Source organism: Desulfurispirillum alkaliphilum (assembly GCF_055378285.1).
Map to the genome: position 1 here is coordinate 1,266,620 of NZ_AP042405.1, position 21,263 is coordinate 1,287,882.

General features: G+C 57.4%; 19 protein-coding genes. 6 read left to right on the forward strand and 13 right to left on the reverse strand.

Going from position 1 to position 21,263, the window contains the following annotated elements:
• Positions 1-69 precede the first annotated feature (69 nt).
• The 8 genes from ACZ46I_RS05840 to ACZ46I_RS05875 form a co-directional block, all read right to left on the reverse strand.
• Positions 70-963, reverse strand: coding sequence for a class I SAM-dependent methyltransferase (locus ACZ46I_RS05840; protein ID WP_464281739.1), 894 nt, complete (start codon positions 961-963; stop codon positions 70-72).
• A complete protein-coding gene (prmC, locus tag ACZ46I_RS05845; RefSeq protein ID WP_049871142.1) occupies positions 960-1,832 on the reverse strand; it encodes a peptide chain release factor N(5)-glutamine methyltransferase in 873 nt (290 codons plus the stop codon). The genes ACZ46I_RS05840 and prmC overlap by 4 nt, the downstream gene beginning before the upstream one ends.
• On the reverse strand, positions 1,819-2,886 hold the full coding sequence (gene prfA, locus ACZ46I_RS05850) for a peptide chain release factor 1 (protein WP_464281740.1): 1,068 nt from the start codon (positions 2,884-2,886) through the stop codon (positions 1,819-1,821). Before prfA ends, prmC begins: the two co-directional genes overlap by 14 nt.
• A 30-nt stretch (positions 2,887-2,916) precedes the next feature.
• On the reverse strand, positions 2,917-3,348 hold the full coding sequence (locus ACZ46I_RS05855; protein ID WP_464281741.1) for a CoA-binding protein: 432 nt from the start codon (positions 3,346-3,348) through the stop codon (positions 2,917-2,919).
• On the reverse strand, positions 3,345-4,376 hold the full coding sequence (locus ACZ46I_RS05860) for an NAD-dependent epimerase/dehydratase family protein (RefSeq protein ID WP_464281742.1): 1,032 nt from the start codon (positions 4,374-4,376) through the stop codon (positions 3,345-3,347). Before ACZ46I_RS05860 ends, ACZ46I_RS05855 begins: the two co-directional genes overlap by 4 nt.
• Positions 4,377-4,449: 73 nt before the next feature.
• The gene (locus ACZ46I_RS05865) at positions 4,450-5,181 is read right to left on the reverse strand and encodes an RsmE family RNA methyltransferase (protein WP_464281743.1); all 732 of its coding nucleotides are present in this window, start codon (positions 5,179-5,181) and stop codon (positions 4,450-4,452) included.
• 6 nt (positions 5,182-5,187) lie between these two features.
• Positions 5,188-6,048 carry a 50S ribosomal protein L11 methyltransferase gene (locus ACZ46I_RS05870; protein ID WP_464281744.1) on the reverse strand — a complete coding sequence of 287 codons (861 nt, stop codon included), beginning with the start codon at positions 6,046-6,048 and terminating at the stop codon, positions 5,188-5,190.
• The gene (locus ACZ46I_RS05875; RefSeq protein WP_464281745.1) at positions 6,045-7,469 is read right to left on the reverse strand and encodes a type 1 periplasmic-binding domain-containing protein; all 1,425 of its coding nucleotides are present in this window, start codon (positions 7,467-7,469) and stop codon (positions 6,045-6,047) included. Before ACZ46I_RS05875 ends, ACZ46I_RS05870 begins: the two co-directional genes overlap by 4 nt.
• A 109-nt stretch (positions 7,470-7,578) precedes the next feature.
• Between ACZ46I_RS05875 and ACZ46I_RS05880 the strand changes: the two genes are divergently transcribed.
• From ACZ46I_RS05880 to ahcY, 6 genes are all read left to right on the forward strand, one after another.
• Complete coding sequence (locus ACZ46I_RS05880; RefSeq protein WP_013506874.1) at positions 7,579-8,187, forward strand: L-threonylcarbamoyladenylate synthase; 609 nt, start codon at positions 7,579-7,581, stop codon at positions 8,185-8,187.
• Entirely contained in the window at positions 8,184-9,143 is a 960-nt protein-coding gene (gene lpxK / locus ACZ46I_RS05885; protein ID WP_464281746.1) for a tetraacyldisaccharide 4'-kinase, read from the forward strand. The genes ACZ46I_RS05880 and lpxK overlap by 4 nt, the downstream gene beginning before the upstream one ends.
• Before the next feature lie 4 nt (positions 9,144-9,147).
• Positions 9,148-9,984, forward strand: a complete 837-nt coding sequence (locus tag ACZ46I_RS05890; protein WP_013506876.1) for a menaquinone biosynthetic enzyme MqnA/MqnD family protein — start codon at positions 9,148-9,150, stop codon at positions 9,982-9,984.
• Between the two features lie 83 nt (positions 9,985-10,067).
• Positions 10,068-12,161 (forward strand): ATP-dependent DNA helicase, encoded by a 2,094-nt coding sequence (locus ACZ46I_RS05895; protein WP_464281747.1) that lies wholly within the window; start codon positions 10,068-10,070, stop codon positions 12,159-12,161.
• A gap of 85 nt (positions 12,162-12,246) precedes the next feature.
• Positions 12,247-13,269 (forward strand): rod shape-determining protein, encoded by a 1,023-nt coding sequence (locus tag ACZ46I_RS05900; protein WP_013506878.1) that lies wholly within the window; start codon positions 12,247-12,249, stop codon positions 13,267-13,269.
• Between the two features lie 115 nt (positions 13,270-13,384).
• Positions 13,385-14,683 carry an adenosylhomocysteinase gene (ahcY, locus tag ACZ46I_RS05905; RefSeq protein WP_013506879.1) on the forward strand — a complete coding sequence of 433 codons (1,299 nt, stop codon included), beginning with the start codon at positions 13,385-13,387 and terminating at the stop codon, positions 14,681-14,683.
• A gap of 792 nt (positions 14,684-15,475) precedes the next feature.
• Here the strand turns inward: ahcY and ACZ46I_RS05910 are convergent.
• The 5 genes from ACZ46I_RS05910 to ccsA form a co-directional block, all read right to left on the reverse strand.
• On the reverse strand, positions 15,476-17,656 hold the full coding sequence (locus tag ACZ46I_RS05910) for a RelA/SpoT family protein (RefSeq protein WP_464281748.1): 2,181 nt from the start codon (positions 17,654-17,656) through the stop codon (positions 15,476-15,478).
• Between the two features lie 170 nt (positions 17,657-17,826).
• The gene (locus tag ACZ46I_RS05915) at positions 17,827-18,234 is read right to left on the reverse strand and encodes a thioredoxin family protein (RefSeq protein ID WP_013506931.1); all 408 of its coding nucleotides are present in this window, start codon (positions 18,232-18,234) and stop codon (positions 17,827-17,829) included.
• An 18-nt stretch (positions 18,235-18,252) separates the two neighbouring features.
• Complete coding sequence (gene hemC, locus ACZ46I_RS05920; protein ID WP_464281749.1) at positions 18,253-19,179, reverse strand: hydroxymethylbilane synthase; 927 nt, start codon at positions 19,177-19,179, stop codon at positions 18,253-18,255.
• Positions 19,176-20,435 carry a glutamyl-tRNA reductase gene (gene hemA, locus ACZ46I_RS05925; RefSeq protein ID WP_464281750.1) on the reverse strand — a complete coding sequence of 420 codons (1,260 nt, stop codon included), beginning with the start codon at positions 20,433-20,435 and terminating at the stop codon, positions 19,176-19,178. The genes hemC and hemA overlap by 4 nt, the downstream gene beginning before the upstream one ends.
• Positions 20,432-21,244, reverse strand: coding sequence for a cytochrome c biogenesis protein CcsA (ccsA, locus tag ACZ46I_RS05930; protein WP_464281751.1), 813 nt, complete (start codon positions 21,242-21,244; stop codon positions 20,432-20,434). Before ccsA ends, hemA begins: the two co-directional genes overlap by 4 nt.
• Between the last annotated feature and the right edge of the window lie 19 nt (positions 21,245-21,263).

Here is a 21,263-nt window from a genome sequence, read left to right on the forward strand (position 1 = left end):
AGACGGCAAATACCTGAAAAAGCCGGACACACGAAAGTGTGTCCGGCTTTTTTTCTTTGGTATATGGCCTCAAAGGTTCTCCCAGCGGCAGTATATCCCACAGGGCAGGGTTTTGCCATCGCTGACCACGGGCAGGCCGATTTCGCCGCAGGTGATGGTACCACGGCGTTTCCCGAGAATATCCTGCAGCATATTGGCGAGAACCGTTGGGGAGATGCCGGTGGTGTAGGAATTAATCAGCAGGAAGCGCGCGTTGGGGGCCAGGGCAGCTGCGCACAGTTCCAGCAGTTCCCAGAGGTGCTTTTCCAGTTTCCAGGTTTCGCCGCTCTTGCCCCGTCCGTAGGATGGTGGATCCATGATGATGGCGTCGTAGGTGCTTCCACGTCGGATCTCCCGCTGCACAAACTTGATGCAGTCATCCACAATGTAGCGGATCGGCGCTTCCTGCAGGCCGTTCAGGCTGGCATTCTCCCGACACCACTGTACCATTCCCTTGGCGGCATCCACATGGCATACTGCGGCGCCGGATTTGGCTGCCACAATACTGGCCGCACCGGTATAGCCGAAGAGGTTGAGCAGGGAAAAGGGGCGCTGCGACTGACGGATGATGGGGCCAAACCAGCTCCAGTTTGCCGCCTGTTCGGGGAAAAGGCCGGTGTGCTTGAAGTCGGTAGGCCGGACGCGGAAGCGGTAGTCCTGGTAGCGAATCTCCCAGGATGTCGGCAGCTTTCGGGTAAATTCCCACGTGCCACCACCGCTGGCACTGCGATGGTACCACCCATCGTAGGTGCTCCACTGACCACCCTGAGTGCCCTGCCACAGTACCTGGGGATCGGGGCGCACCAGGCGCACATCCCCCCACTTCTCATATTTCATGCCATTGCCACAGTCAAGGAGCTGGTAATCTTCCCAGTCTGTGGCCTGCAGCAAGGGGCGATGGTGAACGGGCAGGGGGCTCATCATGGTGTCTCCGATGGGGTGATGACTGCTCCGCGAAACCGTTTGGCCTCGTCAAAAAGCGGTTTTTCCAGGGTATCTCCAAAGAGGCTGGCAAGGGATTGGTGTTGGTCGTAGCCTGCTTCAAGCAGCATGCGTCCTCCAGGATTGAGGTGGTGTCGAAAGCCTCTGGCCAAAGCGCGGTAGAAGTCCAGTCCATCCCGGCCGCCGTCTAGGGCATGGAGGGGTTCGTGGCGCACTTCGTCTTCACGCTCAGACAGATGGGCCTGGTCAAGGTATGGGGGGTTGCACAGGATGAGATCAAAGGTGCCCCTAATGGCGCCAAAGAGGTCTGAAGGAAGAACATGCCAGGCACCTGCGCCAAGGTGACGGCTGGCGTTGCGCTGGGCGTACTCCAGAGCAGCGGGGTCTATATCTGCCAGGGTGAGCTGACAGGGTTTGCCAGCCATATGGGCCACGGTGATGCCCAGGACACCGCTGCCACAGCACAGGTCGAGAATGGCTGGCTGTTGCGGTGCGCAAGGCAGGCGTAGACGGGCCACGGCTTCCATGGCAATGGTTTCCGTGTCAAAGCGTGGAATCAGCACTCCGGGGCCCACCTGAAAGTCCAGCCCCAGGAAGTTCTGTTCGCCGGTAATATAGGCCAGGGGTTCGCCACCGGTGCGGCGCTGCAGCAAGTGCTTGAAGCTCTGCAGCTCTTCTGGGGTGCAGGGCCGGTCAAAGTGCAGGTAAATATCGAGGCGCCTCTGGTAGTCACAGACTTTTGCCAGCAGTGTTTCCGCACTGTAGCGCGCCGCATTCACCCCTTTTTTTTCCAGGTACGTCGTACTCCACAGCAGCAGGCGCTGCAGGGTCCAGATCTCAGGTGTTTCCACTGAGTTCACCGGCGCGGGCGCTCTTGGTCAGGGTGTCAATGACCTCATCCAGGTCACCTTCGAGAACCTGTTCCAGTCGGTGGAGGGTCAGGTTTACCCGGTGGTCGGTCACGCGTCCCTGGGGGAAATTATAAGTGCGGATGCGCTCGCTGCGGTCACCGGATCCCACCTGCAGCTTGCGATCCTGGCTGCGCTGGGAGTCGGACTGCTGGACGGCATGGTCCAGCAGACGCGAACGCAGAATACTGAGTGCTTTCTCCTTGTTTTTGTGCTGCGAGCGCCCCTCCTGGCAGGCAACGGATACGCCGGTAGGGATATGGGTGACCCGCACGGCAGAGTCCGTCGTGTTGACGTGCTGCCCACCTGCACCGCTGGAGCGATAGACATCGATGCGCAGGTCGGCGGGGTTGATATCGATATCCACCTCTTCTGCTTCCGGCAGCACGGCCACCGTGACCGCTGAAGTGTGAATGCGTCCACTGGATTCGGTCTGGGGAACCCGCTGCACCCTGTGGGTGCCGGACTCGAATTTCAGGCGCGAATAGACGTTACGGCCTTCAATCATGGAGATGATCTCGCGGAAACCGCCATTGCCCGTTTCATTGACACTGAGCACTTCCACTTTCCAGCCACGCTCATCGGCGTAGCGGGAGTACATGCGGAAGAGATCCGCCGCGAACAGGGCAGCCTCCTCGCCGCCGGTTCCGGCGCGTATTTCCAGAATGATGTTCTTGGTGTCGTTGGGGTCCCTTGGCAGCAGCAGTTCGGTCAGGGCGTCTTCGAGCTGCTGTTCCTGGTGGCGCAGGCTCTGGATTTCCTGCTGAATCATTTCGCGCAGTTCACGATCCTTTTCGCTGGTGAGCATCTCCTGATTATCTGCCAGTTCACGACGCACGGTTTTGAACTGCTGGAAGGCTTCCACCACTTCGCGCAGCTCGCTCAGTTCCCGGTTTACCTGTTGCAGTCGTTGGGTATCCGCCGTGACGCCAGGGTGGGAAAGCTCGGCGCTGAGCAGTTCATAGCGATCTTCAATATCCTGAAGTTTTTCGAGCATGGTCTTCTTTCCGTAAAAAGTATATTCAGATCAGTGGATCGGTTGCCTGTTGAAGATGGCGGCATGCTCGACCATGAGACAGCGATCCATCACGACAGCAAGTCCGGCGGTACAAGCTGCTGTGGCGGCCTCCCGATGTTCAATGCCCTTTTGCATCCAGATCGCCTTGGCGTGGCAGGTGATGGCCTGTTCAACCGTGGGGGGGACGTTTTCCGAACGCTGAAAAATATCAACCAGGTCAATGGGTTCCGGTACCTGCGCCAGGGAGCCATAGCAGTGCTCCCCCAGCAGCAGCTGGCCTTCGTAGACCGGGTTGACGGGGATGACGCGGTATCCCTCCCGCTGCAGGTAGCGGCTGACGAAGTTGGAGGCCCGATCCTCCTTGGGCGAGAGCCCTACGACGGCGATGGTTCGGGTTGATTCCAGGAGGCGTTTCATATCGGCACGGTGTTCCAGTATCATGGCGTGTTCCTTGGAGAAGTTTGCAGAGTGTGTTGGAAGTTTTCCAGAATCGATTGCTGCTTTTGCGGTGGAAGGTGCACAAACCACTGAACCGTCTTCTCCAGACCATCGGCAAGGGATGTCCGGGCACTGTAGCCAAGCTCTGCAGCGGCCAGTGCCGTGTGCGCCAGCCCATGGTGCATGTCGCCTGGTCGCTGCGGCAGGTGGCGGGGGGGGATATCCGCGTTCAGGCCACGTCGCTTCAGAATGGTCTGCAGTTCTTCACAGATTTCATTTACCGAAAAGCGTTGTCCGGAGCCGACATTATACTCTCCGGCGGGAATGTCGCGGTGGAGGGCGGCGGTGAGAGCGCTGACGGCATCATTGACGTAGACAAAGTCACAACTCTGATTGCCATTGCCGAAAATGATGGGCTCCTGAGCCTGGGAGAGGTGCGCGATAAGGGATGTCACCAGCGCGGGCCCCTGTTCGCCCCAGATCTGCCCCGGGCCGTAGACATTGAAGAAGCGCAGGCCCACGGTGGGGATATGGTACTGCCGATGCATCAGGCCGGCATAGAGTTCGCAGGTGTACCGGCTGACGCCATAGGGTGTCAGGGGCTTTCCCAGTGAGTTCTCCGCCAGGGGAACCGCAGAACTGTCTCCATAGACCTTGTGGGAGGAAGCGTAGACGATTTTACCCACTCCCTGGCGGTGTGCCGCCCAGAAGAGGTTGAGACTTCCCTGAATATGGATGGCAGCGCTGGGGAAAGGATCTGTGAGGCTGTGGGGGGCGCAGCTCTGCCGAGCCAGGTGCACAATGGCCTGCTGCCCGGAGCAGGCTTGCATGCAGGTTTGGGGGCAGGTCACTGTGCCCTCGATCAGGCGCAGGCGCTGATGGTGGCGGTTCTGCAGGTTTTCCAGCTGCTCGCGGCTGCCGGAAGAGAAGTCATCCAGGACGCTGACGTGCAGATGCTGCTCTTGCTCAAGCAGTGTTTCCAGCAGATGCAGGCCGATAAAACCGGCTCCGCCGCTTACGAGTACCCTCATGGATGTTCCTTGACCTCGGAGATATTTCGACTCAGATTATCCTGTCCGCTGGTGGATTGCAACAGATGGGAGTTCATGGGATATCGCCAAAGCGATGCTGCACTATGCTCAGGGCAGCGACCTGCGCGGTACTGGCTTTGAGTATGCGTGGCCCAAGGCTGACCATCTGTATGCCGCACATACGGGCTTTTTGCGCTTCCCGCTGACTGATTCCCCCTTCGGGACCGATCATGAGCAGCAGTGGCTGGCCTGTGTCAATGGACAGGGAGGCTATGGGCTCCCGAGCGCCCTCGTAGCAGAGGATCTTCTGGCGGGGCAGCCACTGATCGTCACTGAGCAGCTGCTCAAAGGTCGTCAGCGGATCAATGGCTGGCGGGCAGGTACGCAGGTTCTGCTTGCAGGATTCGTTGACGATGCGCTGCATCTTTTCCCGTTTGCGCTGAGCCCTTTTTTCATCGTACTGCACGACGCAGTTCTCCGACACGAAGACGACAATGCGCTGGGCGCCCAGCTCGCAGAACATGCGCACGTTGTCAAAAAAAGCATCGCCCTTGATCGCCGCGCAGGCGATCGTCAGCTGGAGCGATGATTCCGTTTCGTGGGCGATGGGATCGCTCAGGGAGATTGCGGCGCTGTCATCTGCCATGGCGGTGATTCTGCCGCGATATCGCACTTTACCGGTGGAGAGAATATCCACCGGGTCGCCGATATTTTTGCGCAGCACCCGTCGCAGATGGTGGAAGTCCTCGCCTTCAATGCGGCAGGAGTCCTGGCCTATCAGTGCCTGGTCAATCAGGAACGCCATGGCAGCCTAGACCTCGACGCACAGGGCGCACCAGTCTCCGCGATAGGTGCTGGCTGCATGCCTGAAGCCGTGCAGGTTCAAGGCCGTACGCACATCGGCTTCCCGCTCTCGCAGGATGCCTGAGAGGATGAGGTACTCGCCGGCCAGTTGCCGGTAGTGGGGCATGATCTCGATATGCACCCCGGCAATAATATTGGCAATGACAATATCATGTACCTGGCTGATGTGCTCTGCCGTGGTCGTGCGGAAATCGATGCCTTCCACCTGGTTCAGGGCGGCATTTTCCCGACAGATGGGCTCACAGAGGGGGTCGTTGTCAAAGGCCAGCACAGGGTTTGCCCCCATTTTGCGGGCGCCGATGGCAAGAATGCCGGAGCCGGTTCCCACATCAAGGACGCTTTTGCCCGCCAGGGGCAGGCGGGCGAGGGCCTCGAGGCAGAGGATGGTGGTCGGGTGCTGGCCGGTGCCGAAGGCCATGCCGGGGTCAATGAGGATAACCGCCATGTAAGGCGCGGTCTCCTGGGGGCTCAGGGGCTCCCAGGCTGGCTGGATGCGTATGGAGCCTTCGGCCACCTCAAGGGGCTGAAAGTAGGCCTTCCAGCTGTTTTCCCAGTCCTGGGGTTCAATGACACGGGTGCAAAAACCTGCGGCCGCGCTCTGCAGATAGCGCTCAATGGCCTGGCGTCGGCCTGCGTACTCCTGGGGATCGAAATAGGCCTTGAGGCTGAGGGTCGGCTGCTCTTCATGCTCAACCTCTTCGAGCTCCTTGCTGAGGAATGCCTGGCAGCCGAAGAGTATCAGTTGGGTTTCAATGGCTTCGTGGCAGGAGCGTTCATAGGTGATGGTGAGTTCAATGGAGTTGCTCATGGATAGTGCCGCCGCAGGTGGGGGAATTCTTCCTGGTAGAGCAGTGGTTCGTGCGGTACAAGTGCCTCGGGGAAAATATCTTCCGGCAGATTAATGAAGAGTGTTTCGGGTGTGGCGCGGTAGACCGGCGAGGTTCTTTCCAGCACACGGAAGCCGCCACGGGCAACTTCGACCATGGCGGGACGTTTGACAAAGCGCTGTTCTTCATCGCGGAACATGACTCCGGTTACGCCGAGGAAGCAGGCTTCGTTGGTTTTGCTGACGCCGTAGAGCAGGAGCAGATGTCCGAGGGTGGCTGCGTCATAGCCCTGGGCCGAAAGCCAGGAAGGCTGGTCGGAGTGGCTGTACTCCTGCAGGGAGCGGCGGAAAATGACATCGGAGATCCAGCGGTTATCGGATATGTACAGGGTAGGGAATCTGGCGCCATGGATGTGGGGCGCGGCTTCATAGATCTTCTGGTCGTGCCAGTAGCTGGTGCCATAGACTTTCAGGTGATCCATGTCAAAGTTGAAGAAGGGAAACAGTGGTGCCACGACGATGGCATCCAGGAAGTCCATGGGCAGGAATACCCCGTCAAAGTCGGTGGTGTAGGTGGCAAACTTTTCCCGGGTCTGGTGCTCCACCAGCTCCCCCAGGAACTCGCGGATAACACGTGACTGGTTGTTGAGCTGTTTGGAGTAGATCCTCTCGCGGAACAGTGTCAGATAGCGGCTGTATTGTGCCTGCTGCTTGATGGCGTTGGCATATTCGGCGGTCATGGGTTCGCCGGGCCGGAAGACGATATAGCGGAAGATGCCATCGTCCTCCATCTGCTTGATAACAGCGCTGACTTCATCGCGCACGCTCAGGCCGGTGGAGTACTCGGCAGGCTGCTGAGGATTGTGGGCAATGGTGGGTGTGATGAACACCTTGCGCTGTCCGAACCGCGCGCGCATCTTTTCCAGCAGTGAAGGCTGCAGGGGGCCGATGACAACAGCGTAGGGCCGCAGGCTGTCCAGGAGCTCCTCTTCTTCCATGGAAGCGGAGTTATAGACGATCAGGGAAAAGCCCCGCTCATGGGCGCTGGCGGTAATTCCCCTGAGAATTTCACGGGATGCGGAGAAGTATGCTGGCGAAAAGTCCAGCACCACTGCCAGGGAGCGGAAGCTGTCATGGTAGGCTTCAATGGCGCGGCCTGGATCCATCTCCATGTCCTGCTGGAGAGAAAAGGGCATGGCGTAGCCCTGCAGGCTGTCCCAGAGGTAGCGATCGTCAACAGCAGCGCGATGGCGCGGGTGTCGTTGACCCTGGATGGTCTGGTCGTCTGTATCGCCGAAGGAGGAGCTGATGCCCTCAAAGGTGGATTTGGCAGGTCCGGCGCAACCGCTGAGCATGAGCAGGGCCGCAATGGTGAGAAGCGTAATGAGTCGCAAGGCTGGCATGGCAGTATGTCCTGGGGGTACGAGTTTTTTCGGATTATACACATGAACACCTTGATTCTCAACGCATCATCAGGGTATTTTTGTCGGGCATCCTGAGGAGGTGTTTTTCATGAAACTTTTTACGGTACAACCGAATAACATTGACAGCCGTCAGATTGCCGCTGCAGTGGAAATCATGCGCAACGGCGGCCTGGTCGCCTATCCCACCGATAGCGCCTATGGCATTGGCTGTGATATTCTCAATAAAGATGCCATCGCCCGCGTGCGGCGCATCAAACAGATGCATGACGCCAAGCCGTTGACCTTCATCTGCAGCTCCCTCTCCCACGCTTCCCAGTACGCGATAATTTCCGACTACGCCTATCGCACCATGAAGCACCTGATTCCCGGCCCCTACACCTTTTTGCTTGATGCCACCAAGCTCACGCCCAAAGCGGTGCAGAACCCCAAGCGCAAGCGGTGCGGCATCCGTATTCCCGCCAATGACATCTGCATGGCACTGGTGGAGGAGCTGGGCCGGCCGATTATCTCTACTACCGCCAAGGTAGACGGTGAGCCCACCGGTGACCCCTGGCGCATTCACCAGGAGCTTGAAGGGATGCTGGATGCGCTGGTGGATGGCGGCTACAGCGAGCCAACGCAGACCACGGTCCTGCTTTTTGAAAACAACCAGGTGGAGCTGGTGCGCCAGGGAATGGGCGCCGTCGATTTTTTATGAGCCTGCGGGATCGCTATCTCTATGGTGGGGGATTGTGGCACCTGCCGCGCCTGGCCCTGCTGCCCCTGAGCCTGCTCTACCCTCTGATCAGTGCCTGGCGCTATCGCCTGGCCACTCCCCGGCGCTTTCCTTTTTTTACCATCAGCCTCGGCAACCTGGTTGCCGGAGGGACCGGCAAAACGCCCCTGACCATTGTTCTCGCCCGCCTGCTGACTGAACATGGGCTGAAGGTGGGTATTCTCAGCCGCGGTTATGGGGGCTCCTATCGCGAACCCTATCTGGTGGTGACCGAATCGACCCCGTGGCGGGAGTGCGGGGACGAACCGCTGCTCATGGCCCGCAGAACCGCAGCGCAGGTGGTGGTCAGCCGCCAGCGCATTCCCGGGGCTCTTTATCTGCAGCAGCAGGGAGTTGACGTGGTGCTGTTGGATGATGCTTTCAGCAACCATAAGCTGGTGAAGGACTTCGAAATACTTTTACTGGATCATCGGCACCCTTTGGGGAACGGACTGCCCATTCCCAGCGGTTTGCTGCGGGAGTTTCCCTCCGCCATTGCACGGGCGGACCTGGTCATCCGTACCCGGGTGGAGGAGCATTTTGCCGGCGATGCTCCGGCGGCCCACTATGCCATGAGCTGTTCTGCGGACAGGGCATTTCCCATCAGTGCTTACAGCGCCCTTGGGAATAACCGGGCATTTTTTGAAGGTTTACAGCAGATGGGATACCGGTTGGAGCGAACCCTGGCTCTGCCCGATCATGGCGTGCCGACGGATGATCAGCTGGAGGCGCTCAGCGCGGGTGGGCACCCGCTGGTAACCAGCGAGAAAGACCACCTCAAGCTGTCAACCCACTGGCAGCCCCGCGTGATGCCCGTTGGCCTCGCCCTGAAGCTTCTGAATACAGATGCCCCTCTGGAAAACCTTCTGCAGAGGATCAAACGCCATCAGGAAAGGTGAATTCATGTCCACTCTCCGTCCACGGGCCGGCGTTGTCAGCTATATCAATTCGGTTCCCATGATCCATGGTATCCAGCAGGGCCGGGTCCCCTGCAACTGGGATTTGCACTTTACTACTCCTGCGTGCATCTCTGAGTTGCTGTTCGCAGGGGAAGTGCAGTCGGGCCTGGTTTCCAGCTTTGCCTATACAGGCGCTGGCAGCGAATATGTGGTGCTGCCCGATGTTTCCATCTCCAGCTGCGGCAATGTCCAGAGTGTTTTACTCTTTCACAACAAACCCCTTGGCAGAATCCGTCATATTCACCTTTCCAGTTCCAGCCTGACCAGCAGTAACCTGATGCGTCTGCTGATGCACCTTGAAGGTGTGCCCTGCCAATACACGGCCATTGATGGCGAGGAGCAGTTCGCCCCTGATCAGCAGCCCGAGGCGGTGATGTACATTGGCGATCGCGCCCTGCAGGAGCTGCGTCTGGGGCGCTTCAGTTACGTTTCTGATCTGGCAGCCCTGTGGTACGACAAATTCCACCTGCCCTTTGTCTTTGCCCTGTGGGTGGTGCGCCGGGACTTCGCTGGCGAGCACCCGGCTGCGGTGGGTGAACTCTACCACAGCCTGCAGCAGTCCATGGCTTATGGAAAACAGCACCGGGATGAGATTGCCGCTCTCTGTGGGCAGCGTATCGGCTATAGCCCTGCCGAGTCCCGCGACTATCTGAGTAAAATTCACTATGAACTGGGCCCTGAGCACCTGAAGGCGCTGAAACTCTTTTATTCACTGCTGGAAATTTTCCAGATCATTCCCGAAGCACCAGTTGTCGAATTTTTTCCGGTACCCGAGCGCTGACAGACAGCTGAAAGCTCCTGGCTGCCATTTCCCGCTCGCTGTGTTATCATGGGCGGACTTCAACTGACGGTGAGAGTTGCCCGATGCCAGACCCGCAAAACACTCTAATGCAAAGCTACTTTGCTCCCGATGGTGCTCTGGCCAGTGTGCTTCCCGGCTATGGCTTCCGCCAGGAGCAGTTTCGAATGGTCCGTTGTATTGAGTATTGCCTGGACCGTCAGGAAAGCGCCATCATTGAAGCGGGCACTGGCACGGGCAAGTCGCTGGCCTATCTCATTCCCTCCATCGTCCATGCCCTGCGCTCCAAGGTGCGGATACTGATTTCCACCAATACCATCAATCTGCAGGAGCAGTTGCTGGAGAAAGATCTGCCAGTGGTCCGGGCCCTGGGCCTCGAGTTCAACGCTGCGCTGATCAAAGGCCGCGGCAATTACCTGTGCCAGCGCAAGCTCGATAGCCTTCCGGAACTGGATTCGCCCCTGCTGCTGCCCGACGCAGTAGAGGATGCCTATGAACAACTCTACCACTGGCTGGGGCGAACCCGGGAGGGTTCCCGCAATGACCTGGACTTCGCCCTGCCGCCCTCGGTGTGGGAGGAGGTCTGTTCCGAAGGTGATACCTGTCAGCACGGTCGCTGTGCCTTTTACCGCGACTGTTTCTTCTTCCGCAGCCGACGCGAAGCCCAGAACGCCCATGTGTTGATCGTGAACCACGCACTGCTGTGCAGTGACCTGGCCCTGCGCGGGCTGGACAATGACTCCTCCGGCATTATTCCAGCTTATGGTGTCGCCATTATCGATGAGGCCCACAACCTGGAGGATGTGGCCAGCTCCCATCTGGGAATGCAGTTCCACTTTCGCGGTTTTCTGAAAAATCTCTCTCGTATCTACTTTCTGCGCGGCAGCCGCGAATCGGGCAAACTCCTGCAGCTGGCCCAGAGTATTGTGCGCCGGGAACTGCCGCCCACCAGCCAGGAGGAGATGCTGGTGCGCCTTGAGGGAGTTCGCCAGCGCATAAGCGGCTTTTATGGCAGTGTACAGGTACGGGCGCAGCGGGTCCTGGATGAGCTGGCCGGGCTCAGCCAGCGCCGCATTCGCAAGGATTCAGATTACCCCCAGGCCCTGCTGGAGTTTGTCTTTCTGTGCACCGAGGAGGGTCGCCTGCTCCTTGATCAGCTGCAATCGGCCATTGGATACGCAAAAATTCTCCTGGAAGGTGATGATCTGCTGCAGGAGCTCAGTGCCTACCGCAGTCGCCTGGAAGGCTCTATCAGTGCCCTGGAGTTTTTCCTGCGCCACGACGATCCCACCCATGTGCGCTGGTTTGACGTGGGGCGTGACAACTTTGCCATGGTCAGCGCTCCCCTGGAAGTAGGGCCGATATTGGCGGAGCTTCTGTTCAGCCGTGTCAAAAGCAGCTTTTTGACCAGTGCCACCCTGGTCGTTGAGAATTCCTTTCAGTACATGCGCCGCAGCCTTGGCTGCCAGCCGCGTTATGAACTGACCCTGCAGAGCCCGTTTAATTATGACGAGAACGCCGTGCTGATCGTGCCCCGCCTGCCGGATTATCAGGATGAAGGACAACACCAGAGCGCCTTTTCGCATCTGATTCTGGATGTGACCCGCACCATGGGAGGCGGCATATTTGTGCTCTGCACCTCCTACCGGCGCATGAACCAGCTGGCTGCAGTGCTGGAAGGGCCAATGGCAGGGTTGGGTGTCAATCTCTACGTGCAGGGGAGTTTTGCGCGCACGGAGTTGCTGAGGCGGTATCGGGAAAATCAACCGGCAGTGTTACTGGGAGTCTCATCATTCTGGGAGGGTGTGGACGTCAAAGGGGAGGCCCTGCAGTGCGTGATTATTGAGAAGCTCCCCTTCCCCGTTCCCGATACCCCGCTGTTTCAGGCCCGCTGTGAAGCCATAGATCGCGCGGGGGGGCGATCCTTCTGGGATCTTTCAGTGCCCAAGGCGGTTATCCGGTTGAAGCAGGGTTTCGGGCGCCTTATCCGGGACACCAGTGACCGCGGAAGCTGTATACTTTGTGACAACCGGATCGTGAATCGACGTTACGGAACCATTTTTTTACATTCACTTCCATTGAAAAAACATGTATTCTGTGAGGCGGATGAAGTGGCGCGGCATCTGAAATTTTCCATACCCACACTGCCCGAGCACTGAGCCGCGCCAGCGGGCGAATATGTTTGCAAAAGCATGCGAAATCTATTACACGATAGGCTTACACCACTGTTGACGGAGGGTTCCCTTGATATTTGATGCACTGGTTGGGATTTTTTCCCGCGATCTGGCGATTGACCTTGGAACAGCTAACACGCTGGTCTACTGCAACGGCGTAGTGATTAGCGAACCGAGCGTGGTTGCCATAGATGAGAGGACGAAACAGGTTCTGGCCGTCGGGAAGGAAGCCAAGGAGATGCTGGGCAGAACTCCCGGCAGCATTACCGCGATCCGCCCCATGAAAGACGGTGTTATCGCGGACTTCGAAGTCACTGAAGCCATGCTGAAGTACTTTATCCAGAAGGTCCATAACCGCAAGACTCTGGTCAGCCCCCGCATTGTCATCTGTATCCCCAGCGGTATCACCCAGGTGGAAAAACGTGCTGTCAAGGACAGCGCCCGTCAGGCCGGTGCCCGCGAAGTCTATCTGATGGAAGAGCCCATGGCGGCAGCCATCGGCGCCGATCTGCCCATTCAGGACCCCAGTGGTAACCTGATTGTGGATATCGGTGGCGGCACCACTGAAGTGGCGGTTATCTCCCTCTCGGGAATCGTCTATGCCAAGAGCCTGCGTATCGCCGGCGATGAAATGGACGACGCCATCGTCCAGTATATCCGCAAAAAACACAATCTGCTTATCGGTTACCGCACCGCCGAGCAGATCAAGATAGAAATCGGCTCAGCCTTTGACGTCTTCGAAACGCCGCTGACCATGGCGGTCAAGGGCCGTGATCTGGTAACCGGCATACCCAAGCACGTTGAAGTCTCTTCCGATGAAGTCCGCGAAGCCCTCAGCGAGACCATTGCCACTATTGTGGATACCATCAAGGTAACCCTGGAGAAAACACCACCCGAGCTGGCTGCTGATATCGTGGACAAGGGCATTATGCTTGCCGGTGGCGGTTCGCTGATCCGTGGCCTCGACACCATGATTCGCGAAGAGACCAACCTGCCAGTGTCCATCGCTGAAGATCCGCTGAAAGCCGTGGTACGCGGTGTCGGCAAAGCACTGGACAATATCGGGCTGCTGAAAGCCATTTCTGTTGACTGATTGCTTCTCCGTGACGCGAAGAGCAGAAGGAAAATGAGGATAAGGAAAAGACGTCGGGCAATCCGGCAGCTTTTCCTTTTTTTCTGGAATACGATAACACGCGCTGGAGTGTCCCATGAGTTTTACCGACTACAAAGTTGCCGATATGTCACTGGCCGAATTCGGCCGCAAGGAAATCCGCATAGCCGAAAAAGAGATGCCCGGACTCATGTACATCCGGGAGAAGTATCGCGCTTCCCAGCCCTTGAAAGGGGCCCGGATTGCCGGGTGCATTCACATGACCATTCAGACCGCCGTGCTGATCGAAACCCTGGTTGACCTGGGAGCGCAGGTGCGCTGGTCTTCGTGCAATATCTACTCCACCCAGGATCACGCCGCCGCCGCCATTGCCGCAGGCAATATCCCGGTTTTTGCCTGGAAAGGGGAGACGGAGGAGGAGTACTGGTGGTGTGTGCACCAGACCATTCAGGGCCCTGATGGCTGGCTGCCAAACCTGCTCCTTGACGATGGTGGTGACTTGACGGAAGTGGTGCATCGCGACTATCCCCAGCTGTGCCAGGAAATAAAAGGGGTATCCGAGGAGACCACCACTGGCGTTCACCGCCTCTACCAGATGATGGGACGCAATGAGCTGAAATTTCCCGCCATCAATGTCAATGATTCGGTCACCAAGTCCAAGTTCGACAACCTCTACGGTTGTCGCGAATCCCTGGCGGATGGAATTAAGCGGGCAACGGACGTCATGGTGGCCGGCAAGATTGTGGTGATCTGCGGGTATGGTGACGTGGGCAAAGGCTGCGCCGATGCCATGGCGGGATTGGGAGCGCGGGTGCTGGTCACGGAAATAGACCCCATCTGTGCCCTGCAGGCCACCATGGAGGGGTATCAGGTGACGACCATGGATGAAGCCGCAGCCATGGGGGATATCTTTGTGACGGCCACTGGCTGCTGCGACGTGGTGACCGGCGAGCACATGCTGGCCATGAAGGATAACGCAATTCTCTGCAATATCGGACATTTCGATTCAGAAATTGACATGCGCTTTCTGGAGAATCCTGCCAATAATATCCGGGAGACCGGCATCAAACCCCAGGTGGATATGTTCACCTTTCCCGATGGCAAAACGCTTATCGTGCTGGCACGTGGACGGTTGGTCAACCTGGGCTGTGCCACGGGCCATCCCTCCTTTGTCATGAGTAATTCCTTTTCCAACCAGGTTCTGGCCCAGATCACCCTCTGGAATGACCACTACGATCTGGGGGTCTACACGCTGCCAAAAAAGCTGGATGAAGAGGTGGCCAATGCGCACCTGGCCAAGCTGGGCGCCAGGCTGACCAAACTGACCCCCAAGCAGGCAGAGTACCTGGGGATCCCCATTGAAGGCCCCTTTAAGCCCGAGCATTATCGTTACTGACGGGAATACCAACAGGGAAAGCCGCCGGCTCAGCACAGAGCCGGCGGCTTTTTTTGTGCAGCCAGAGAATGCATGGTGAATTCATACGGTTTTCATGCGGTGAAACATTATTTTCAGTTTCGGCACCCCGAAACGGCAGGTTGTCGGGATCGACCCTGATGCCATGCTGGAATGGCCGAAATGATTCTGCGCAGACGGGGGTCGCTTGACACTGCCCTCACCCTGTTTATGAGTTTATTTTGCCACTTTTTACCCGCAAAAAGTGGCGCAAAAGCGGCCCCCAGTGCTGCCCTTATCAGCCGTTCGCTTGCCTGGAACTGGGGACCGCAAACAACCGCCCTCCATGGCTTTTGGTTTGCGGTTGCCGCCCTCGTGGCGGCAACCCTGCGGGTCCATAACGTTCCAGTCGGCGCGTCCTGGCTGGGCCAGCACACGGGGGAGAGGCAGAAGCAGGCTGTTTCCCCCTGAGCCCGTCCGGTGAGTGCGACGCCTGGCTGGCAAGACCCGAACGGGACACTCACAGGAAGTGAGTGGTCCGGCAGCACTGCAGGGATGCAGGGGTCAGGCGTGCCGGAAAAACGGGCGCGTTTTTGAGTCCTTTTTGCGCGGTCAAAAAGGGCAATATCCACAAACGAAAACAGGAGTGCCAGATGAGTCAAACATGCAAAATCAATACTGTCTTGGCGTGGTAAGTGTCAGTATGATAATGCCTTAACCCGGGATGGTGCAATGCGAAACTTCAGCTCATAACAACACCACCTGAAGCCGAGGTGGCAGGGTGCGGAACTTCCGTTATTTCACTTCCAGCACAAAATCGAGCCCCTTGACCCGGTTGCGGATGTGGGTCAGCTGGTCCTTGTGGTTGACTTCAATGGTGAATTCCAGCAAGACTTCAGCGCGGTTGATGTCCTGCTTGACCATGCGGATATTGGTGATATTGGCCTTGTTGTCGCCCAGCACACTGCTGACTCCGGCCAGGACTCCAGGCTGATCCTTGCACAGAACAGTGAAATTCACGGCATAGATATTTTTTGTGGCGGCTTCACTCCAGCTGGCTTCGATCAGGCGCTCGCTGAAGGCGTCTCGCATCTGGGGGCAGTCCTGTTTGTGGATGCTGATGCCACGGCCATGGGTGACATAGCCGATGATGGGGTCCCCGGGCAGGGGGGAACAGCAGTTGGCTACGCGGATGAGAACATCAGAGATGCCCTTGATTTCAATGGTCGAGCCGCGTACCGATTCCTGATGGCGCTCTTTGGCCCCTTCGAAAACCGCTTCATCCTTATGCTTGCCGTGTTCATCCTGCTGTTGGCGTTTGGCGATATCGTCCTCAAAAAGCCGCTCCAGCAGGGTTTTGCAGTTGATCTTATACAGGCCCACGTTGCGGTAGAGTTCATCAAGGCTCGGCATGTGGGAGAGTTCCAGCAGCTTGCTACGGTTCTTGGGGCCGATGCTGTCCAGGGATTTGCGGTAGCTGCGCAGTCCCTTTTCCAGAATATCTTTGCCGCTTTCAATGGCCTTCTGGCGTTCCACTTTGTTCAGATATGAGGTGATGCGGATTCTGGCGCGGTTGGTGCGCACAAACTTGAGCCAGTCCTTGCGGGGGTGCTGCTTGTCGCTGGTGATGATTTCCACGGTATCGCCGTTTTGCAGTCGATGGCGAATGCCCACCATCTTGCCGTTCACATAGCCGCCGGTGCAGTGGTAACCCACTTCCGAGTGGATGGTGAAGGCGAAATCCAGGATGGTGGACTCATCGGGAAGCTCGATGGTGTCTCCCTTGGGGGTAAAGACGTAGACTTCCTTGACGTAGAGCTCCTGGCGCAGGGCCTTGAGGAACTCGCTGGAGTCCTCAAACTCAGCTCCCCCCTCCAGGATGCTCTTGAGCCAGGCAAAGCGCTGCGTCTCGTCATTTTCAGGGTGGACACCTTCCTTATAGGCCCAGTGGGCGGCAATCCCTTCCTCGGCGATCTTGTGCATTTCCGCCGTGCGGATCTGGAATTCCACCTTGAGGCCTTCCGGGCCGATAACCGTGGTGTGCAGGGACTGGTACAGGTTCGACTTCGGGTTGGTGATATAGTCCTTGAGGCGATTGGGAACGGCGCGCCACAGCCGGTGAATCTCCCCCAGAACCAGGTAGCAGTCAGAGACTTTCTCGGTGACGACCCGCAGGGCCAGCAGGTCGAAGAGCTCTTTTGGAGAGACATTCTGTCGCTTGATTTTCTTGTAGATGCTGAAATAGTGTTTCGGCCTGCCGTGCACCTCGCAGGTGATACCCAGACTGGCCAGGTGCTCGCTGATCCTGGCGATGAGCTCATCCACATAGCTCTTGCGGTCACCTTCCCGCGGCTCCACTTCATTGCGGATCATGGCAAAGGTTTCCGGATCAAAGTGTTCCAGGGAGCGATCTTCCAGTTCGGTTTTCATCCAGTTGATCCCCAGGCGATGGGCCAGAGGAGCATAGATATCCAGGGTTTCCTGGGCGATGGCCTTGCGCTTTTCCTCGGGCATGTACTCCAGTGTGCGGATATTATGCAGCCGGTCGGCCAGTTTAATGAGCAGGACGCGGATGTCCTTGGCCATGGCGATGAGCATCTTGCGCAGGGTTTCGGCCTTGACGTCGGAGGACTTGTTGCTCTTTCCCACCATGGTCTCAATTTTGGTAACACCGTCCACCAGGAAGGCCACATCGTGGCCAAATTGCTGCTGGAGCTCTTCAAATGTGGCCGTGGTGTCTTCTATGGTGTCGTGGAGCAGTCCGGCAGTGATGGTGTAAGGATCGAGATTCATGGTGGCGAGCAGATACGCGACTGCCAGGGGATGGCTGATGTAGGGCTCTCCCGATTTGCGCATCAGGCCCCGATGGGCCTGGGCAGCGTAGATATAGGCTTTATTGATAGGAGTGACGTCAACATCTTTGTGGCGCTGGCGTACTTCCGTGAGTATATCGTTGATGCGGATCATCTGAGCCATGGAGTACCTCGTAAATCAGGAACACTTGTATCTTTTTTGCCATGTTTTCGCAAGTGATGGCTTCGGGTTGTCCTGATATGTCGCTCCGGGAATTCATGCTGCGGAAAAATGCAACGGACCCTCTTTCATGGGAAAGAGGGTCCGGGGAGTATATGGGGGAAATACCGGATTCAGCGATGTGCCCGCTGAATAAATTCCTGTACTTTACGGTCGAAGGCACTGGCTTCCATAAACCCGATGTGCCGGTCGATCTCCCTTCCGCTGGGGTCAATGAAGACATAGGTGGGAATAGCGCGAACGCGATATTCCGCCGAGAGCTGGCGATCCACATTGGTGTCTACCATCACGACGCGCAGCGTGTCCTGGTAGTCGGTGATCGTGCGATAGACGGTGGGCTTCATCTGTACACAGGTTGGGCAGCCATCGCCGCCAAAATCAAGCAGAACGGGCATGCCGGAAGCCAGTGCTGCCTCCACTTCGTGGGCCATGCTGATGCCGGGTTCCGAGCGATCAGCACCACAGCCGCTTATGAGCAGGAGAACTGCAAGCAGACTCAGTATTGCGAGTACGTTTTTCACGGAGAACCTCCCGCAAGATCAATTGTTATGATAGACCACGGACAGAATTGCCCGTGCGCCACTGTTGAGCATCTGATTGGCCAGGGTGACCCCCAGCTCTTCTGGGTTATTCCCCTCCAGCTGCCCCTTGACCACTTCTTTGCCATCTACGCTGGCAACCAGGGCGTTCAGGGAAACGCTGCCATTCGCCTTTGGAACAGCATATGCCCCGATGGGCACCTGACAGCCTCCCTCCATGGTGCGCAGCAATGCCCGCTCGGCCAGAACGCACTGGGTGGTGACCGGGTGTCTGAGGAACTCCAGTCGCTCCTTCAGGGCGGTGTCGGCGCTTCGCACCTCCAGGCCGAGGGCGCCTTGGCCAATGGCGGGAATCATGACTTCCGGAGCGATGTACTCTTTGACCAGGTGCTCCAGCTCCAGGCGCTTCATGCCGGCGGCGGCCAGGATTATTCCGTCCATCTGGCGCTCTTCCATGCGCTTGAGGCGGGTCTGCACATTGCCCCGGATGGAGACGATATTCCAGTGGGGATAGAGGGTCAGCAGCTGGGCCTGACGGCGCAGGCTGCTGGTGCCGATGGTGACGTCCTTCAGCTGTCCCAGTTCGGCCATGCTCTTGCCATTGCGGCTGATAAAGGCGTCGCGGGGATCTTCGCGCTCGGTTATGGCAAAAAGCTCAAGGCCTTCGGGAAATTCGGTGGGAACGTCCTTCATGGAGTGTACGGCAATATCAATGGTGCCGTCGATGAGCTCATTTTCGATTTCCTTGACGAAGAGTCCCTTGCCACCGACTTTGGCCAGGGGAGAGTCGAGGATCTTATCGCCTTTGGTGATGATTTTTTTCAGCTCCACCTGTACATCGTCCCAGCGGCTTTCCAGCTCGGCCTTGATGTGCTCAGCCTGCCACAGGGCCAGCTGGCTGGCTCGAGTTCCGATAACTATCTTCATGAACGCTCCAGATCAAAGAGTTTTTTAAAGGTTTCCACATAGAGGGCACTGTTTTCATCATCGCTGAGCAAACGCTTGATGTTGGTCGAAGGAGCGTGAAGAAACTTGTTCATCAGGCGTCGACCGAAGCGCTCCATCTCCTGACGCATTTCGGCAGAGAGTTTGCTGGCGCTTTGTTCAAGCTCGTTGGCGAGAATACCTTCCGCGTTGGCGCGAAAGGCTACAATATACTGACTTATGTCGCGAACTTCAAGCCACTGGAGGTACTGGGCGGTTTCATGTTCAATTATGCCCAGGGCCTTCTCTTTTTCGTGGATGCGGGTGCGCTTGTTTTCTTCCACCACTTCCTGCAGGTCGTCAATATCGTAGCGATAGGCCATGGGAACGTCGTTGACCGATTCCTCCACATCACGGGGTACCGCGATATCGATAAAGAACATGGGGTTTTCCATGCCCCGCTTTTTAATGGCGCGTCGGGCCATATCTTTGGTAATGACGGGTTCCTGGGCGCCGGTGGAGCAGATGACGATATCGCAGGTGTGCAGATAGTCTTCCAGCTTGTCCAGTGTGCAGGCGGTGCCGCTGAACATGGTGGCCAGTCGCTGGGCTCGTTCCAATGTTCGGTTGGCGACAATGAAGTTTCTGACACCGTGGGATGCCAGATGGCGGGCGGCCAGCTCACACATTTCGCCAGCTCCGATAAGCATACACTGCTTTTCATCGAGTTTTTCAAAGATCTTGCGGGCCAGTTCAACGGCGGCAAAGGAAACACTGACCGCGTTCTGAGCAATGCCGGTTTCAGTGCGCACCCGCTTGGCGGCTTTAAACGCTCTGATAAAGAGCTTTTCCAGCTGTGGCAGCTTCTGCAGTTCGCGGGCCGCACGGTAGGCATCCTTGACCTGCCCCAGCACCTGGGGTTCGCCCAGCACCATGGATTCCAGGGAAGAGCTGACTCGAAAGAGGTGGTTGACGGCGTCGGCGCCGGTGAAGAGCTGGGCGCAGCTTTCCAGGCTTTGGAGCTCAAGCTGCGTGGCTGATTGCAGATAAGAGTAGATATGCTTGATGGTCTGTTCAAGGTCTCTGGACGTGCCATAGATTTCCACGCGGTTGCAGGTGGAGACGACAACCACTTCTTTCAGGCCCAGAGCCGCTGGGTCGCTGTGGATGGCCTGCAGGGTATCCGGGCCGAAAGCCAGGCGTTCACGGAATTCGACGGGAGCGGATTTATAACTGAAGCTTAATGCAATCAATGTCATAGCTGGTTCCGGGGGAAGATATGTCCAACGCCAAAAAGGGCCAGGATAATAAGGAACAGGGAGCCGATGACCGCGTATGAAGACTGGCGTGGATCCATGACCCCCAGTTTCGCGGTGAAATAGAGCGATCCGTAAATAAGCCAGGTGACAAAGGAGACCAGAACCTTGGGGTCACCGCTGAGCACGCTGAGGCCGTAGAGCTGGGTGCTCCAGTAGAGGGAGACGAGAATTCCTGCGGTATAGCTGAGAAAGCCCCACAGCAGCGCCTGGTTTTTCAGGCGGATCAGCGAGCCGATACTGGGAATGCGATGAAAGAGGGCTCCCTGTTTTTTATTTTTCAGCTGGTCTTCCATTATCAGATAGAACACCGCGGTACAGGCACACAGGAAAAAAAAGGAAAAGGCAATGGTCACAAGGAGAATATGCAGGGTGAACAGGGAGGACTGCAGGGCTTCAGGCAGGCCGAGGCGTGGTTCACTCATGACCAGCTGGCTGGCGGCGGCAAAGGCGACCAGAGGCATGACAAAGGTGCCGGAAATGGCGAAGCGGTGCTGGTGAGAGAAGATGAGGAAAATGACCAGAATGCAGGCGGCAAACAGCGAAAGCATTATCAGGGGATTTTCCAGGGGAAAGTATCCCGCGTCACGTATGATGATAGCCATGGGGAAGAGCTGGAAGATAAGCCCGCAGGTGGCAAAAAGATATGCAGCCCGCTCTGTGAACTGCGTATCTTTGCTGATATAGCGGAAGAAGAAGATACAGGAGAGCAGATAGGCGATGAAGCTCGCATGCTGAAGGGCACTGACCATGGCGAAATTTCCTTCTCAT